The sequence below is a fragment of the Streptosporangium sp. NPDC049644 genome, from assembly GCF_040675205.1.
Taxonomy (GTDB): Bacteria; Actinomycetota; Actinomycetes; order Streptosporangiales; family Streptosporangiaceae; genus Streptosporangium; species Streptosporangium fukuiense.
In genome coordinates, this window is record NZ_JBFAOJ010000007.1 from 1 (window position 1) to 15053 (window position 15053).

General features: G+C 70.9%; 16 protein-coding genes. 12 read left to right on the top strand and 4 right to left on the bottom strand.

The annotated features are described in order from the left end of the window. The first annotated feature begins 69 nt into the window (after window positions 1-69). The 11 genes from AB0J58_RS05585 to AB0J58_RS05635 all read left to right on the top strand — a co-directional run bounded on the left by AB0J58_RS05585 (window position 70) and on the right by AB0J58_RS05635 (window position 10052). Window positions 70-369, top strand: coding sequence for a DUF503 domain-containing protein (locus AB0J58_RS05585; protein WP_030904200.1), 300 nt, complete (start codon window positions 70-72; stop codon window positions 367-369). A 67-nt stretch (window positions 370-436) separates the two neighbouring features. Further along, window positions 437-919, top strand: a complete 483-nt coding sequence (gene rbfA / locus AB0J58_RS05590; RefSeq protein WP_364210686.1) for a 30S ribosome-binding factor RbfA — start codon at window positions 437-439, stop codon at window positions 917-919. Then, window positions 916-1914 carry a DHH family phosphoesterase gene (locus AB0J58_RS05595; RefSeq protein ID WP_343973853.1) on the top strand — a complete coding sequence of 333 codons (999 nt, stop codon included), beginning with the start codon at window positions 916-918 and terminating at the stop codon, window positions 1912-1914. Before rbfA ends, AB0J58_RS05595 begins: the two co-directional genes overlap by 4 nt. A 33-nt stretch (window positions 1915-1947) precedes the next feature. After that, the gene (gene truB, locus AB0J58_RS05600; RefSeq protein ID WP_364210690.1) at window positions 1948-2847 is read left to right on the top strand and encodes a tRNA pseudouridine(55) synthase TruB; all 900 of its coding nucleotides are present in this window, start codon (window positions 1948-1950) and stop codon (window positions 2845-2847) included. Between the two features lie 136 nt (window positions 2848-2983). Beyond that, window positions 2984-3937, top strand: coding sequence for a bifunctional riboflavin kinase/FAD synthetase (locus tag AB0J58_RS05605; RefSeq protein WP_343973847.1), 954 nt, complete (start codon window positions 2984-2986; stop codon window positions 3935-3937). Window positions 3938-4194: 257 nt separating this feature from the next. Next, complete coding sequence (gene rpsO, locus AB0J58_RS05610) at window positions 4195-4464, top strand: 30S ribosomal protein S15 (RefSeq protein ID WP_030904195.1); 270 nt, start codon at window positions 4195-4197, stop codon at window positions 4462-4464. 318 nt (window positions 4465-4782) lie between these two features. Further along, a complete protein-coding gene (locus AB0J58_RS05615) occupies window positions 4783-7107 on the top strand; it encodes a polyribonucleotide nucleotidyltransferase (RefSeq protein ID WP_343973843.1) in 2325 nt (774 codons plus the stop codon). Continuing rightward, window positions 7107-8420, top strand: coding sequence for a pitrilysin family protein (locus AB0J58_RS05620; protein WP_364211047.1), 1314 nt, complete (start codon window positions 7107-7109; stop codon window positions 8418-8420). The genes AB0J58_RS05615 and AB0J58_RS05620 overlap by 1 nt, the downstream gene beginning before the upstream one ends. Before the next feature lie 154 nt (window positions 8421-8574). Then, window positions 8575-9312: a 4-hydroxy-tetrahydrodipicolinate reductase gene (gene dapB / locus AB0J58_RS05625; protein WP_364210693.1), complete on the top strand. Its 738-nt coding sequence runs from the start codon at window positions 8575-8577 to the stop codon at window positions 9310-9312. Between the two features lie 79 nt (window positions 9313-9391). Further along, window positions 9392-9574, top strand: a complete 183-nt coding sequence (locus AB0J58_RS05630; RefSeq protein WP_343973837.1) for a hypothetical protein — start codon at window positions 9392-9394, stop codon at window positions 9572-9574. Further along, window positions 9543-10052, top strand: coding sequence for a GNAT family N-acetyltransferase (locus AB0J58_RS05635; RefSeq protein ID WP_364210696.1), 510 nt, complete (start codon window positions 9543-9545; stop codon window positions 10050-10052). Before AB0J58_RS05630 ends, AB0J58_RS05635 begins: the two co-directional genes overlap by 32 nt. A gap of 49 nt (window positions 10053-10101) precedes the next feature. Here AB0J58_RS05635 and AB0J58_RS05640 read toward each other — a convergent pair whose 3' ends face one another. The 4 genes from AB0J58_RS05640 to AB0J58_RS05655 all read right to left on the bottom strand — a co-directional run bounded on the left by AB0J58_RS05640 (window position 10102) and on the right by AB0J58_RS05655 (window position 13928). After that, window positions 10102-10971, bottom strand: a complete 870-nt coding sequence (locus AB0J58_RS05640) for a 1,4-dihydroxy-2-naphthoate polyprenyltransferase (protein WP_364210699.1) — start codon at window positions 10969-10971, stop codon at window positions 10102-10104. A gap of 25 nt (window positions 10972-10996) precedes the next feature. After that, window positions 10997-11608 (bottom strand): GNAT family N-acetyltransferase, encoded by a 612-nt coding sequence (locus AB0J58_RS05645; protein ID WP_030904184.1) that lies wholly within the window; start codon window positions 11606-11608, stop codon window positions 10997-10999. Between the two features lie 132 nt (window positions 11609-11740). Continuing rightward, a complete protein-coding gene (locus AB0J58_RS05650; protein WP_364210702.1) occupies window positions 11741-12316 on the bottom strand; it encodes a CGNR zinc finger domain-containing protein in 576 nt (191 codons plus the stop codon). 214 nt (window positions 12317-12530) lie between these two features. Next, entirely contained in the window at window positions 12531-13928 is a 1398-nt protein-coding gene (locus tag AB0J58_RS05655) for a PLP-dependent aminotransferase family protein (protein WP_364210705.1), read from the bottom strand. A 91-nt stretch (window positions 13929-14019) separates the two neighbouring features. On the opposite strand from AB0J58_RS05655, the gene AB0J58_RS05660 reads away from it, so the two are divergent. Continuing rightward, window positions 14020-15015 carry a DMT family transporter gene (locus AB0J58_RS05660; protein WP_364210708.1) on the top strand — a complete coding sequence of 332 codons (996 nt, stop codon included), beginning with the start codon at window positions 14020-14022 and terminating at the stop codon, window positions 15013-15015. The last annotated feature ends 38 nt before the right edge of the window (window positions 15016-15053 follow it).

Sequence of the window (15053 nt, forward strand, 5' to 3'; positions counted from 1 at the left end):
CCTCCGGGGCGGCCGGCGGACGGTCGGCCCCTGAGGTGGCACAGTGACGATCGTGGCGGGTGATCCACTATGTATGTAGGTGCCCTGACATTGGACATCCTGCTCGGCGAGGTCCACTCGCTGAAGCAGAAGCGCTCGGTGGTGCGTCCCATCGTCGCCGAGGTGCAGCGACGGTTCCCGGGCGTGGCCGTGGCGGAGACCGGTCATCTCGACCTGCACCGCCGTACCGAGATCGGGATCGCGGTCGTCTCCGCCACCGCGGCCAACTGCGGTGCGGTGCTGGACGACTGCGAGCGGCTGATCGCCTTCCGCCCGGAGATCGAGTTGCTGTCCGCCAGACACCGGCTCTACAACGAGGACGAAGACTAGGTGTGGAGACGGCCGGCGGCGGAGGCACCCCTCCCGCTCCGGCCGTTCCCACAAGAAGGGGGGAGCTATGGACGCCGCACGAGCACGCAAGATCGCCGACCGGATCCAGCAGGTCGTGGCGGAGATGCTGGAGCGCCGGATCAAGGACCCCAGGCTGGGGTTCGTGACCGTGACGGACACGCGGATCACCAACGACCTGAGCGACGCCACGGTGTTCTACACCGTTTTCGGCTCTGAGGCGGAGCGAGCCGACTCCGCCCTGGCGCTGGAGAGCGCCAAGGGGCTCATCCGTTCGGAGGTGGGCCGCCAGACGGGTCTGCGGCACACGCCGACGCTGACGTTCACCCACGACCCGCTCCCGGACACCGCCCGTCACCTGGAGGACCTGCTCGCCGAGGCGAAGGCCAGGGACGTGGAGATCGCCAAGCGGGCCGAGGGGGCCCTGCACGCGGGGGACGCCGACCCCTACCGCAAGCCCGAGGACAGGGACCACGATTTCGCGGACGAAGAGGACGAATCCTCGGAGCGTGCGGGACGCTCCGCGACGTGACGCCCGATCCGCGTGACGACGGCCCGGTCTCCGGTCAGGACTGGGACCGGGCCGTCGAGCTCATCTCGGCCGCGGACGAGGTCGCGCTGGCCTGTCATGTCTCGCCCGACGGTGACGCGCTCGGTTCCACGCTGGCCGTCGGGCTCGCGCTGCGCGCGGCGGGCAAGCGGGTCACCGCGTCCTTCGGTGACCGGAGTTTCCAGGTGCCCAGGCTGCTCCGCTTCCTGCCGGGGCAGGACCTGCTGACCGACCCCGCGCACTATCCCGCGGTGCCCGAGGTGATGGTCACCTTCGACGTCCCCACCGTCGAGCGCCTTGGCACGCTGGCCGGAAACGCGGTCAGGGCACGAGAGCTGATCGTGCTGGACCACCATCCGTCCAACACCGGGTTCGGCACGCTCAACCTGATCGATCCCGCCGCCGCCGCCACCGCCGTGCTCGCCGAGGAGTTGATCCGCAGGCTCGGCCTGCCGATCGACGCGGCCATCGCGACCTGCCTGTACGTCGGGCTCGTCACCGACACCGGCTCGTTCCGGCACTCCTCCACCACCCCGCGGGCGCACGCCATGGCCGCCCGGCTGGTGGCATGCGGGCCTGACCCCGAGCAGATCGCCCGCGAGCTGTGGGACCGCTCTCCGTTCGGCTACCTGAAGGTGCTCGGTGCCGCGCTGGAGCGGGTTCGGCTGGAGCCCGAGGTGGGCGGTGGCCTGGTCTGGACGTTCGTCACCCGGGCCGACCGGGCCGCGCACGGGCTGCCGTACGACGAGGTGGAGGGGATCATCGACGTGGTCCGGCGCACCAACGAGGCGGACGTCGCCGCGATCCTCAAGGAGGACGACGAGGGTGCCTGGCAGGTCTCGACGCGCTCCAAGGGCGGGGTGGACGTCTCGCGCGTCTGTGCCGAACTGGGCGGCGGCGGGCACGCCAAGGCGGCGGGTTTCACCTCCCACCTGCCCGTCGAGGAGACGATCGCCAGTCTCCGGGCACTGCTGTAGAACTCCCCTGACACGTCTGTCGAAGGAATCCCATTGAGCACGGCTCGCGCCAAGCGCACCCCGCCGCCGAGCGGGCTGATCATCGTCGACAAGCCCGCCGAGTGGACCTCGCACGATGTCGTGGCCAAGCTCCGCGGCATCGCGGGCACCCGCAAGGTCGGCCACGCGGGCACCCTCGACCCGATGGCCACCGGGGTGCTGGTGGTCGGCGTCGAGAAGGCCACCCGGCTGCTCGGCCACCTCGCGCTCACCGAGAAGGGCTACGACGCCACGATCCGCCTCGGCCAGACCACCAACACCGACGACGCCGAGGGGGAGATCATCGCTACGGCGTCGGCGGCGGGTGTCGTCGAGGAGGACGTCCGCAACGGGGTCGCCGCACTGACCGGTCCGATCATGCAGATCCCGCCGCAGGTCAGCGCCATCAAGGTGAACGGCGAACGAGCCTACAAGCGAGCCAGGGCGGGGGAGGAGGTCGCGCTCAAGCCGCGCCCGGTGACCGTGTCGGGTTTCGAGATCACCGCGGTGCGACGGCACGGTGACCTCGTCGACGTCGACGCCTCGGTCTCCTGCTCCAGCGGCACCTACATCCGCGCGCTCGCCCGCGACCTGGGCGCCGGCCTGGGCGTCGGAGGCCACCTGACCGCGCTGCGCCGTACCCGGGTGGGCCCCTACGACCTGTCGGCGGCCCACACCCTGGAGGGGCTCGCCGCCGAATGCGTGATCCTGCCGATGGCCGACGCCGTCGCGGCGGCCTTTCCCCGCCGGGATGTGACCGCGGCGGAGGCGGGCTCCGTCGCGCACGGTGGCCGGCTTCCCGCGCTGGGCATGGGGGAGGGGCCCATCGGGGTGTTCGGCCCCGACGGCACGCTGGTGGCGCTGGTGGAGGAGCACGGCAAGATCGCCAAGTCCCTGGCGGTGTTCGTCCCCTGACGGCCGTACCGTGGTGGGTGCGCCTTCGACCGACGTCAGGGGGCGCGCCGACGCCAAGGGGCTCCCCGATTGGGGAGAAGGTCCAAGAGCATGGCAGGCTTTAGGGGTCGATCCGCTACAAGGGGAAGAGGCTGCGGTGCGAGGCTGGCACGGATTGGACGACGTGCCCGAGGACTGGGGCAGGTCCGTCGTCACGATCGGCGTCTTCGACGGCGTTCACCGCGGGCATCAGCAGATGGTGGCTAGAGCCGTCGCGATGGCCGCAGATCTTGGTGTGCCCTCGGTGGTGGTGACCTTCGACCCGCATCCGGAGGAGGTGGTGCGGCCCGGCACGCACCCTCCGAGGCTGACGACGGCCAGGCACCGCACCGAGCTTCTGGCCGGGCTGGGGGTCGACGCGGTGTGCGTCCTGCCGTTCACCCTGGAGTTCTCCCGGATGAGCCCCGACGAGTTCGTGCAGACCGTGCTCGTCGACCGGCTGCACGCCGCCGGGGTCGTGGTGGGGGAGAACTTCCGCTTCGGCCACAAGGCCTCCGGCGACGTGGAGACGCTGCGCACCCTCGGCGAGAAGTACGACTTCGTGGCCGAGGCGGTCCCGCTGGTCAGCGACGGTGAGACGATCTCCTCCACGCTGATCCGCGAGCAGATCGCCTCCGGTGACATGGAGGCGGTCAGGCTGACGCTCGGCCGCCCGCACCGGGTCGAGGGCGTGGTGGTCCGCGGCTACCAGCGCGGCCGGCAGCTCGGTTTCCCGACGGCCAACCTGGAGTCGCCGGAGTTCACCGCGATCCCCGCCGACGGTGTCTACGCCGGCTGGCTGCAGGGCGTCGAGACCGGCAACCTGCCCGCCGTGTACGGGGGCGAGCGCTGGCCCGCGGCGATCTCCGTGGGTACCAATCCGACCTTCGAGGGCGTGCCCCGAACCGTCGAGGCGTACGCGCTCGACCGTGACGACCTCGACCTCTACGGCGCGCATGTGGCCGTCGACTTCGGGCCGAGGCTCCGCGGCAACACCAGGTTCGACTCGATCGAGGCGCTCATCGAGCAGATCCACGCGGACGTGGACGAGGTGCGGCGCCTGACAGGCTGATCTCTCTCGCGCCGGTCCCCGGCCCACAAGGCCGTCACCGTCCCCGCGGGGCCCCTTTGAGGGGCGGTTCCCGGGAAACGGAACCATGGTGCTCCCGCATGATGTGCGGGGGCTGCGAGGCCGATGGTAGCCTGGCATGTCAGCTCTGTAATCGGTGTCTCGTGATCCCGATGCTGATCTCGCCACGGCGACTGTAGGCACGCACGGTCGTTCGGGGAGCCGGAATTGCGCGTGCCCGTAGAGGTTCAAGGAGAGAAGTGTCGCTCGACACCGCCGCAAAGAAGCAGATCATCGGTGACTACGCCAAGGGTGAGACCGACACCGGTTCCCCCGAGGTGCAGATCGCGCTGCTGAGCAAGCGCATCAGCGAGCTCACCGAGCACCTGAAGGTGCACAAGCACGACCACCACAGCCGTCGCGGTCTGCTGCTGCTCGTCGGCCGCCGCCGCCGGCTGCTGAAGTACCTGCAGAGCAAGGACATCGCGCGCTACCGTTCGCTCATCGAGCGGCTCGGACTGCGCCGATAGAGTCATGAGGGAGCGGCCCGCGTGCCGCTCCCTCATCTCATATGGCTCGGTGTCGGCGCGTCGCGCCATGAAGACACCGTTCCAGTGAGCAAACTGAATAGCCGAGACAGTGCCCCGCGTCCGCAAGCAAGCGCGCCCCACGGCGTCGGAGGGCCGGTCCTCGGTAGTGGCCCCCGGTCATCTTGGCACAAGCCATACGGAACCGGGCGCTTCGATCGAAGACCGGCGCTGCACCTACGGGGAGCCGGCAACACGACGAACCAGGCGCGCACGTGCGTCTGGCCGGACGCGGGCGACCGACCCACAAGGAGGTCCCCCGTGGAGGGTGTCCACAGCAGCGAAGCCGTTATAGACAACGGTTCATTCGGCACGCGTACCATCCGGTTCGAGACCGGGCGGCTCGCGCGCCAGGCGGCGGGTTCCGCCGTCGTCTACCTCGATGACGACACGATGGTCCTCTCCGCGACCACCGCGTCCAAGAATCCCAAGGAGAACCTCGACTTCTTCCCCCTCACGGTGGACGTCGAGGAGCGGATGTACGCCGCGGGCCGCATTCCCGGCTCGTTCTTCCGGCGTGAGGGCCGTCCCTCCGAGGACGCCATCCTCACCTGCCGCCTGATCGACCGGCCGCTGCGCCCCTCGTTCGTCAAGGGCCTGCGCAACGAGATCCAGGTGGTCGCCACCATCATGGCGCTCCACCCCGAGCACCTGTACGACGTCATCGCGATCAACGCCGCGTCCCTCTCCACCCAGCTGGCGGGGCTGCCCTTCTCCGGCCCGATCGGCGGCGTCCGCGTCGCGCTGATCGAGGGCCAGTGGGTCGCCTTCCCGACCAACTCCGAGCTGGCGAACGCCACCTTCGACATGGTGGTCGCGGGCCGCGTGCTCGACGACGGCGACGTCGCGATCATGATGGTCGAGGCCGAGTCGACCCGCGACACGCTCAAGCTCGTCGCCGAGGGGGCCACGGCGCCGACCGAGGAGACCGTGGCGCAGGGCCTGGAGGCCTCCAAGCCGTTCATCAAGGTGCTCTGCGAGGCGCAGGCCAAGGTCGCGAAGGTCGCCGCCAAGGAGACCGCCGAGTACCCGCTCTTCCTCGACTACCAGGACGACGTCCTGGAGGCCGTGACCGGCGCGATCAAGAGCGAGCTCGCCGCCGCGCTGACCATCGCGGGCAAGCAGGAGCGCGAGACCGAGCTCGACCGGGTCAAGGCCCTGGCGATGGAGAAGGTCGGACCCGACTTCGAGGGCCGCGAGAAGGAGATCAGCGCCGCCTTCAGGTCGCTGACCAAGAAGCTCATGCGCGAGCGCGTCATCGCCGAGGGCGTCCGTATCGACGGCCGTGGCGTCAAGGACATCAGGCAGCTCAGCGCCGAGGTCCACGTCGTGCCCCGGGTGCACGGTTCGGCCCTGTTCGAGCGCGGTGAGACCCAGATCCTGGGCATCACCACCCTCAACATGCTGCGCATGGAGCAGATGATCGACACGCTCAACCCCGAGCGCACCAAGCGCTACATGCACAACTACAACTTCCCGCCCTACTCCACCGGCGAGACCGGCCGGGTGGGTTCTCCCAAGCGGCGCGAGATCGGCCACGGCGCGCTCGCCGAGCGGGCGCTGCTGCCCGTCCTGCCGCTGCGCGAGGAGTTCCCCTACGCGATCCGTCAGGTCTCCGAGGCGCTGGGTTCCAACGGCTCGACCTCCATGGGCTCGGTCTGCGCCTCGACGATGGCGCTGCTCGACGCGGGTGTCCCGCTCAAGGGCATCGTCGCGGGCATCGCGATGGGGCTCATCAACGAGGGCGACCAGTACGTCACGCTGACCGACATCCTCGGGGCCGAGGACGCCATGGGCGACATGGACTTCAAGGTCGCCGGCACCAAGGACGTCATCACCGCGCTCCAGCTCGACACCAAGCTGGACGGCATCCCGGCCTCCGTGCTGGCGGCCGCGCTGAAGCAGGCCAAGGGCGCCCGCCTGGCCATCATCGACGTGATGCAGGAGGCCATCGACTCCCCGGCGGAGATGAACGTCACGGCCCCGCGCATCATCACGATCAAGATTCCGGTGGACAAGATCGGAGAGGTCATCGGCCCGAAGGGCAAGATGATCAACCAGATCCAGGACGACACCGGCGCCGAGATCACCCTCGAGGACGACGGAACCATCTACATCGGCGCCACCGACGGCCCGTCCGCCGAGGCGGCCAGGTCGGCGATCAACGCCATCGCGAACCCGCACATGCCGGAGGTCGGAGAGCGCTACCTGGGCACGGTCGTCAAGATCGCCGCCTTCGGCGCCTTCGTCTCCCTCATGCCGGGCAAGGACGGCCTCCTGCACGTCTCCCAGATCCGCAAGCTGCACGGTGGCAAGCGCATCGAGAACGTCGAGGACGTCATGAACGTCGGTGAGAAGATCCAGGTGGAGATCGCCGAGATCGACTCGCGCGGCAAGCTCTCCCTGGTGCCCGTCGAGGTCATCGAGAAGGAGGCCGCGGCCAAGGCCGAGGCCGGCGACTCCGACACCTCCGCGGCCCCGCAGGCCGAGGCACCCGCCGACGACCGGCCGCGCGAGGAGCGGCCCCGCCGCACCCGTACCCGCAGCAGCGGCAGCCGTGGCGGAGGGGAAGACCGCAACTCGTGATCACCACCACTCTGCACCCCGGTAAGGACGGCGCCGGGGTGGTGAAGCGCACCGTCCTCCCCGGTGGGCTCCGGGTGGTGACCGAGTCCATGCCGACCGTGCGTTCCGTCGCGGTCGGCATGTGGGTCGGCATCGGATCGAGAGACGAGTCCCCCCGGCACATGGGCTCCTCCCACTTCCTTGAGCACCTGCTGTTCAAGGGGACCCCCACGCGGGACGCGCTGGAGATCTCCGCGGCCATCGAGGGCATCGGCGGCGAGATCAACGCCTTCACCGCCAAGGAGTACACCTGCTACTACGCGCGGGTCCTCGACTCCGACCTGCGGGTGGCGATCGACGTGCTCGCCGATGTGGTGACCTCCTCGCTCATCACCCCCGAGGACGTCGAGGCCGAGCGGGGCGTGATCCTGGAGGAGATCGCCATGCACGACGACGACCCCTCCGACGTGGTGCACGAGCAGTTCTCCGCCGAGCTGTACGGCGACACGCCCGTCGGCAGGCCGATCCTCGGCACCGTCGAGTCGATCACCGCGGTCACCCGCGACCGGATCGCCGAGTACTACCGGCGCTACTACCTGCCCACCCACACCGTGGTGTCGGTGGCGGGCAACATCGACCACGAGCGGGTCGTGGCCCTGGTCGCCGCGGCCTACGAGCGGGCGGGGGCCCTGGGCGGGGACGCCTCGCCGGTTCTCCCGCGCCTGTCGGGGCCCGGTGTCGACGCCCGCTCGGGTATCCGGGTGGTGCACCGGCCGACCGAGCAGGCCAACCTGGTCCTCGGTACGACCGCGCTGACCCGCACCGACGATCGCCGCTTCGCGCTCGGCGTGCTCAACGCGGCGCTCGGCGGCGGCATGTCGTCGCGGCTGTTCCAGGAGATCAGGGAGAAGAGGGGGCTCGCCTACTCGGCCTACTCCTACACCTCCGCCCTCGCCGACACCGGCCAGTTCGGCATCTACGTCGGCTGCCTGCCGTCGAAGATCGACGACGTGCTGAAGATCTGCCGCGAGGAGGTGCTCCGCGTGATCGCCGACGGCATCACCGAGGAGGAGATCGTCCGGGGCAAGGGGCAGATGCGCGGTGGTCTCGTGCTCGGCCTGGAGGACACCGGCTCCCGGATGTCCAGGATCGGCAAGGGCGAGCTGGTCTTCGACGAGCTGCTCTCGGTCGACGACCTGCTCGGCAGGATCGACGCGGTGACCCCTGAGGAGATCACCGCGGTCGCCGCGGACGTCCTCAACCGCCCGATGTCCCTCGCGGTCATCGGCCCCTACGACGAGGACAGGGACTTCAGCGAGGTTCTGGCCGGCTGACGACCCCGTCCGCGAGCGGCCCCGGCGTTTCCCGCGCCGGGGCCGCCCGCGTCTCCGAGACCGCTTCCCGGCCCCCCGTACGGCCCGTCCGGCGCGGGGGCCGGACGGTGGTCCGCGACGGCCCGGCGGGCCCGCACGGTATAGCCTTGGGGCCGTGATCAGGGTTGGAGTTCTCGGCGCCCGAGGGCGCGTCGGTGTCGAAGTGTGCAGGGCCGTCGAGGCGGCGGACGATCTGGAGCTGGTCGCGGCGGTCGACCAGGGCGACCCGATCGAGGAGCTGGAGCGGGCCGAGGTGGTGGTCGACTTCACCCACCCCGACGTCGTCATGGACAACCTCAAGTGGTGCGTCTCCCACGGTGTCCACCCGGTGGTCGGCACCACGGGCTTCGACGCCGGGCGGCTGGCGACGGTCAGGGGCTGGCTGGACGCCAACCCGGGCGTCAACGCGCTGATCGCCCCCAACTTCGGCATCGCGGCGGTGCTCATGATGCACTTCGCCCAGCGGGCCGCCCGCTACTTCGAGTCCGCCGAGATCGTCGAGCTGCACCACCCCAACAAGGCGGACGCGCCCTCGGGCACCGCCCGCCACACCGCCGAGCTGATCGCCGAGGCCCGGCGTAAGGCCGGTTCCGCGCCGATGCCCGACGCCACCAGCACGGAGCTGGACGGGGCCCGCGGCGCCGACGTCGACGGGGTGCGGGTGCACGCGGTACGGCTGGCCGGGCTCATCGCCCACCAGGAGGTCATCCTGGGCGGCGCCGGCGAGATCCTGACCATCCGTCACGACACGATGAACCGCTCGTCGTTCACCCCCGGCGTGCTCCTGGGCGTGCGCCGGGTCCGCGAGCTCCCCGGCCTGACCGTCGGGCTGGAGCCCCTGCTCGACCTCTGACGGCTGCGAGACGGTCCGTCGTTCCGGTGAGGTCCCTCCGGGACCTCACCGGAACCCCTGCGTGGGAGCCGTTCGTTGCGTGACCATGACGGAATCCAAGCTTTCCTGCCCGCTCTGCCACGGCACCGAGTTCCAGAAGGAGAAGGGCAGGCTCGACAGCCGCTGGGGCGTCACCTCCCACCGGGTGACGCTTATGATCTGCGCACGGTGCCGCTATATCCTCCAGTTCTATGACAAGCATTCGATCTTCGACTTCGACTGAGGTCCGCTGGGCGCGGTCGGAGGAGTTGCCCGGGCTGGCGGCGGTGGAACTCGCGGCCGACGGGCTGTTCGCCGAGGTCGGGATCACCTTCCCGCCGGGGACCACGATGATCGAGGAGACCGAGGACCCCGGCCGGGTGCTCGTCGCGGGTGACCCGCCGATCGGGTTCGCCATGGTCGGCCTGGTCGACGGGCAGCTCCACCTCGACCAGCTCGCCGTCCATCCCGACCACGGGCGCAGGGGAGTCGGCGGGCGCCTGCTGGAGGCCGTCTGTGACCACGCGGTCTCGACCGGTCTGGCCGCCGTGACGCTGACGACCTACCGCGACGTGTCCTGGAACGCTCCCTGGTACGCCCGGCACGGCTTCGCCGTGCTCGACCCCGCCGAGTGGGGTCCGGAGCTGGCGGAGCTGGTGCGCCACGAGCGGGAGCTGGGCATCGAGATCGCTCCCCGCGTCGTGATGCGCCGCGTCCTCTGAGCCGCCCGCCGCCCCTCCGGCGGAAGCCGGGGAGGCGTCCCAGGGCGGGTCAGAGCGCCAGGCCGATGGTCAGCAGCAGCCCGTACCCGAGCTGGAAGCGGCCCGTCTGCTGGAGCGTCGCGATGAGCGCCGGGCCCGTGGCGCCCGCCCGGACCGCCTTCACCGGGGCGACGGCGAGCGGGGCGGCGAGCAGCGCGAGCGCCGCGAACGGCTGCCAGGGCGCCAGTGCGGGGGCGATCAGCAGGGGCAGGACCAGGCAGAGGGTGTAGAGGACGCGGGTGCGGCGATCGCCGAGCACCACGGCCATGGTGCGCTTGCCCGCCGGGCCGTCGGTCACGATGTCGCGCAGGTTGTTGACCACGAGCATCGCGCAGGCCAGCAGGCCCGCCGGGACGGCCGCCGCCACCGCGAGCGGGGGCAGGTACTCGAGCTGGACGTACGTGGTGCCCGCCACGGCCACCAGACCGAAGAAGACGAACACCGAGATCTCGCCGAGCGCGCGGTAGCCGTACGGTTTGGAGCCGCCGGTGTAGAACCAGGCGGCGGCGATCGCCGCGGCGCCGACCAGCAGCAGCCACCACGCCCCGGTGGCCACGACGAGCACCAGTCCCACCAGCGCGGCGACGAGGAAGCAGGCGAGGGCCGCGGCGAGGACCTGGCGGGGCGGGGCGGCGCCCGAGCCGACCAGGCGCATCGGGCCGACCCGGCCCTCGTCGGTGCCGCGCACCCCGTCGCTGTAGTCGTTGGCGTAGTTGACGCCCACCTGGAGGGCGAGAGCCACGAACAGGGTCAGCAGGGCCCGCCACCACACCCCTCCGCCGTATCCGATCGCGACTCCGGTGCCGATGGCGACGGGGACGACGGCGGCGGGAAGGGTGCGTGGACGTGCTCCGGCGATCCACTGGCTCGGGGTGGCCATGGGGGTGCGGTGTTCCTCTCCGGCTCTAGCTGATGTCGGTCGCCAGGCGGATCATCCGCACCGTACGGCCCATGTCGATGACCCGTTCGGCTCCGTCGGCACCCCAACCGGCGGACTCCAGGAAGCCGAGTACCGCGTAGTTGTCGGCGAACACCCAGGTCACGATGGTGTGGTAGCCGTCGTCACGGAGGTAGTCGACGGTGGCGTTGAGCAGCCGGCTACCGTGACCGCGCCGGACGTGGTCGGGGTCGATGAGGAAGGTGAGCATCTCGCCGGCGATGGTCGGGTCGAGGTCGGGGTCCTCTGCCGGGGCGTGCGAGGCCAGGCCCGCGACCTTCTCGGCGCCCTGCATCGCCGCCATGGCCTCGATGCCGCCGGGGCCGAGCGCGGGGAAGGCGTCGGTGTCGAGGACCACCTGCTCCACGGCCACCAGCACGCGGTGCCGGGAGCTGGGCGGCGAGGTGATCGCGTCGTCCCACTGCTGCCGCCACATGTTCTCGGCCGCCGGGCCGGTCATCTGCTCCAGCGGTCCTTCGGGAAGGAAATCCCGGTAGCCGTACTTCCAGGCGCGGATCTGGGTGCTCGTCACCGCGGCGACATCCTCGTGCCGAGCCGCCCGCACGCCTACGTCTGCCATCTCGGCCCGCTCCTTCTCTGCCGTCTGCCGTCGCCTCGGAACGCGCTGTCTCGCGGACCTCGTGCCACGCGAGCGGGCATCAGGCGGGTGGATCCGTGAGTCAGGCTCTTACACCGTATCGGGGAATCCGACTCAGAGATGACGTGAACCCGGCTCCGTCTGCCGACGGGCCCGATATGCCCTTGTCTTTGTGCGGTTGCCGCAGACCCTCATGGAGCACCACGAGCGTGAACGGTTCTTGGAGGAGTCGACGAACGCCCACTGGCAGGTGCTCTCGGCGCAGACCTTCAGGCGCGGCCACATCCCGCACGCGCGGGTGCTCATCACGGCTGCGGCGATCTCGGCCAGCCCGCCGAGTGCTCCCGTCACGACCGGTTCGAGCACCGGGCCGTCGGCGGTCAGGGCGACCCGGAGCGGGAGGGCGGGGAACGCCCGCGGCAGCCCGGCCCCGTGGCCGCCCTCGTGGTCGTTCTCACCACCGGGACGGTCACGGTTGTGCCGGAGCGCCGCGCGGATACCCTCGCGAAGGCCGGCGGCCGTCGCCAGGTCCGTCTCGTCGGCCACCTCTCCCGGCCGGATCAGGCCCCGCTCGCCGAGCCAGGCGGCCAGCGCCGCGGGAGTGGGAATCGAGTCGGCGTCGCTCTCGACGTCGTAGGTGTTGACGAAGTCGATCACCAGGTCGGCGGGATTGCCCATGTCTTCACTCACCTCTCCGCAACCACTGTACGCCGTTAGGGGGTTGTGATTCCTGGGTGGTGTCCCGAAAAGCGGTACCGCGTGTTCGGGGAGGGCCGCAGGCGCGAGTCGCACTGTGGGAGCAATCATGATCATGGGGGTGTGGAGAGGCCGGAGACGGCCGTTTCCCGGCCGAGGGTGAGTTCACGGCCACCCGTCGTCCTGGTGTCTCCCGCGGGGCGAAAGGTCAGGAGGCGTCCAGGGCGGTGGCCAGTCTGCGGACCCCCTCGACCAGCTCGGCCGGATGGACGGCCGCCGAGTGGGTCACCCTGATGCGGGGCCCGGGAGGCTCGGCCGGGTAGTAGATGCGTCCGGGGCTCACCAGGGCGCCCGCCCTCTTGGCCGCCTCCACCACGGCGTCCTCGTCTTGGTCGTCGGGCAGCCGTACCCACATGTGCAGGCCGCCGCGGGGGACGAGGTGGATCTCGGCGGTGGGTATGTGGGTGGTCAGGGCGGTGGCGAGGGTGTTCCTGCGGAGCGTCAGCTCGGTGTTCAGCGCGGTCAGGTGGCGTCGCCAGGAGGGCGAGCTGACGAACTCCAGGGCGGTCTCCTGGAGCGGCCTGGCCACGAAGAACGACTCCACGAGCTGGTTCGCCCGTACTCGTCGTGCGGCGGGGCCCCTGGCGACGACCCCGGCGACCCGCACGCTGGGTGACAGGGCCTTGGTCAGGGAGTTGATGTGCACGACCGTGCCGTGGGTGTCCAGGGTGACCATGGGCGGCGGTGGCGGGGACGAGGTCAGGTAGCGCGCGTAGTCGTCCTCGATCACGAAGGCCCCGGCGGCGCGGGCGATCGCCAGCACCTGCTCGCGCCGTTCGAGGGGCAGGATCGCGCCGGTGGGGTTGTGCAGGGTCGGTTGGCAGAAGAAGACCCGCGCCCCGGTGATGGCGAACGCCTCCGCCAGGAGCTCGGGTTTGACCCCGTCGCGGTCCATGGGAACAGCCGTCGCGCGGAGCCCGGCGGCCCGTGCCGCGGCCAGCGCGCCCGGGTAGGTGGGGGTCTCGACGAGAAGGGGCGTGCCCGGGGCGGCGAGGGCGCGGAAGGTGTGAACGAGCGCCGCCTGCCCGCCGCTGACGACGAGGACGTCCGACGGGGCGATGTCGCCACTCAGCTCCTGGGCGAACCACCTGCGCAGCTCGGACACGCCGGCCAGGGGTGGCATCGCCCAGACGTCGGGCCGCCGCAGTGCGCGGGAGGCAGCGGCCGACAGGGCGCCGGAGGGGCGCAGGGCTGTATTGAAATAGCCGCCGGTGAGCGGGATGACTCCTTCCGGCGGGGAGGCGAGCAGGCCGCTGACCCCGCTGTCGTCCACCATCCGGTCGCCGAGCGCCACCGTCTGCCAGGACATGTCGGTGCCGTCACCACCGTGCGTGATCGACGGGGCCACGTAGGCGCCGCTGCCGGGTTTCGTGATCACCCGTCCTTCGGCGGCGAGCCTGCCGATCGCGCGCGACACTGTCACAGGGCTCACGTTGTGTAATCGGACCAGCTCACGGCTCGACGGTAGCCTGTCGCCGGGGCGGAGCCGCCCGATCTCGTCGCGCAGCGTGGCGGCCAATCGGGCAATACTGCTATCGTCATTCATGAGAGATAAGAGTAGCGCTATCGTGCCAAATCGAGTAGCGGCCGGCGACACTCCGGGCGAATCCACGGTCGCGGGACTCGTGTCCTCCGATGTGACGGTTGTGACGGCGCCCGGCGCGGTAGTGCAGGGAGAAGCGCGCCAGGGCCGTAAAGGCGCCGGCCGTCGACCGGCCGGAGCGGCGCCGTCCGGTGGCGCGCAGCCGGGCGAGCGGGAAAAGACGGCGAGGGCGCGGCGGGGGACCCTGCTGGCCGGGCTCGGGGTGCTGTCGTTCTCGGGATCGTTCCCCTCGGCGGTCTTCGCGATGAGGGGCTTCGACCCCTACCTGGTCGCGATCGGACGTGCCGCCATCGCCGCCGTCGCGGCGGTCGCCTTCCTGCTCGTGGCCCGAGCGCCACTGCTGCCGCCCAGGTCGCAGCTCCGGTCGTACCTCGTGATCGTGGCGGGCGTGGTGTTCGGCTTCCCTCTCTTCAGCGGTCTGGCACTCGACGCCGGCGCCTCCACCTCGCACGCCGCCGTGGTGATCGGGCTGTTGCCTGCGGCCACCGCCGCCTGTGCGGTGCTGCGGGCCGGGGAGCGGCCCAGAGCGCTGTTCTGGGTGTCCTGCGGCCTCGGGGCCGTGGCGATCACGGCCTTCACCCTCAGCGTCGGCGGCGGCCACATCACCGGGGCCGACCTGCTGCTCGTCGGCGCCCTGCTGTCGGCCGCCGTCGCCTACACCGAGGGTGGGCGCCTGTCCCGCGAGACCCCCGGCTGGCGGGTGATCTCCCACGCCCTCGTCCTCGCCGCCCCGCTGACCGTGCCGATCACGGTGACGCTGGCGCTGACCACCGACGTGCGGCCGGACGCCGCCTCGCTGTCCGGGCTCGCGTACGCCGGGCTGGTCTCGATGTTCCTCGGCTTCATCCCCTGGTACGCGGGCCTGGCCATGGGCGGGATCGCCCGTGCGGGGCAGACCCAGCTAGCCCAGCCGCTGCTGACGATGCTCTGGGCCTGGCTGCTGCTCGGCGAGTCGGTCGGCCCGGTCACGATCGCGGCGGCACTGGTGGTCCTCGCCTGCGTGGCCCTGACGCAGCGATCCCGCTCCTGAGAACCGAGGCGGGCGGGGCCCTGTTGTGCCGTCGGTGA

What these genes read in the sequence shown, in the direction of transcription:
- AB0J58_RS05640 (WP_364210699.1), bottom strand. Translation starts at nt 10,971, where the DNA reads ATGGCCACCCCGAGCCAGTGGATCGCCGGAGCACGTCCACGCACCCTT.
- AB0J58_RS05645 (WP_030904184.1), bottom strand. Translation starts at nt 11,608, where the DNA reads ATGGCAGACGTAGGCGTGCGGGCGGCTCGGCACGAGGATGTCGCCGCG.
- AB0J58_RS05635 (WP_364210696.1), top strand. Translation starts at nt 9,543, where the DNA reads ATGACAAGCATTCGATCTTCGACTTCGACTGAGGTCCGCTGGGCGCGG.
- AB0J58_RS05655 (WP_364210705.1), bottom strand. Translation starts at nt 13,928, where the DNA reads ATGAATGACGATAGCAGTATTGCCCGATTGGCCGCCACGCTGCGCGAC.
- rbfA (WP_364210686.1), top strand. Translation starts at nt 437, where the DNA reads ATGGACGCCGCACGAGCACGCAAGATCGCCGACCGGATCCAGCAGGTC.
- AB0J58_RS05585 (WP_030904200.1), top strand. Translation starts at nt 70, where the DNA reads ATGTATGTAGGTGCCCTGACATTGGACATCCTGCTCGGCGAGGTCCAC.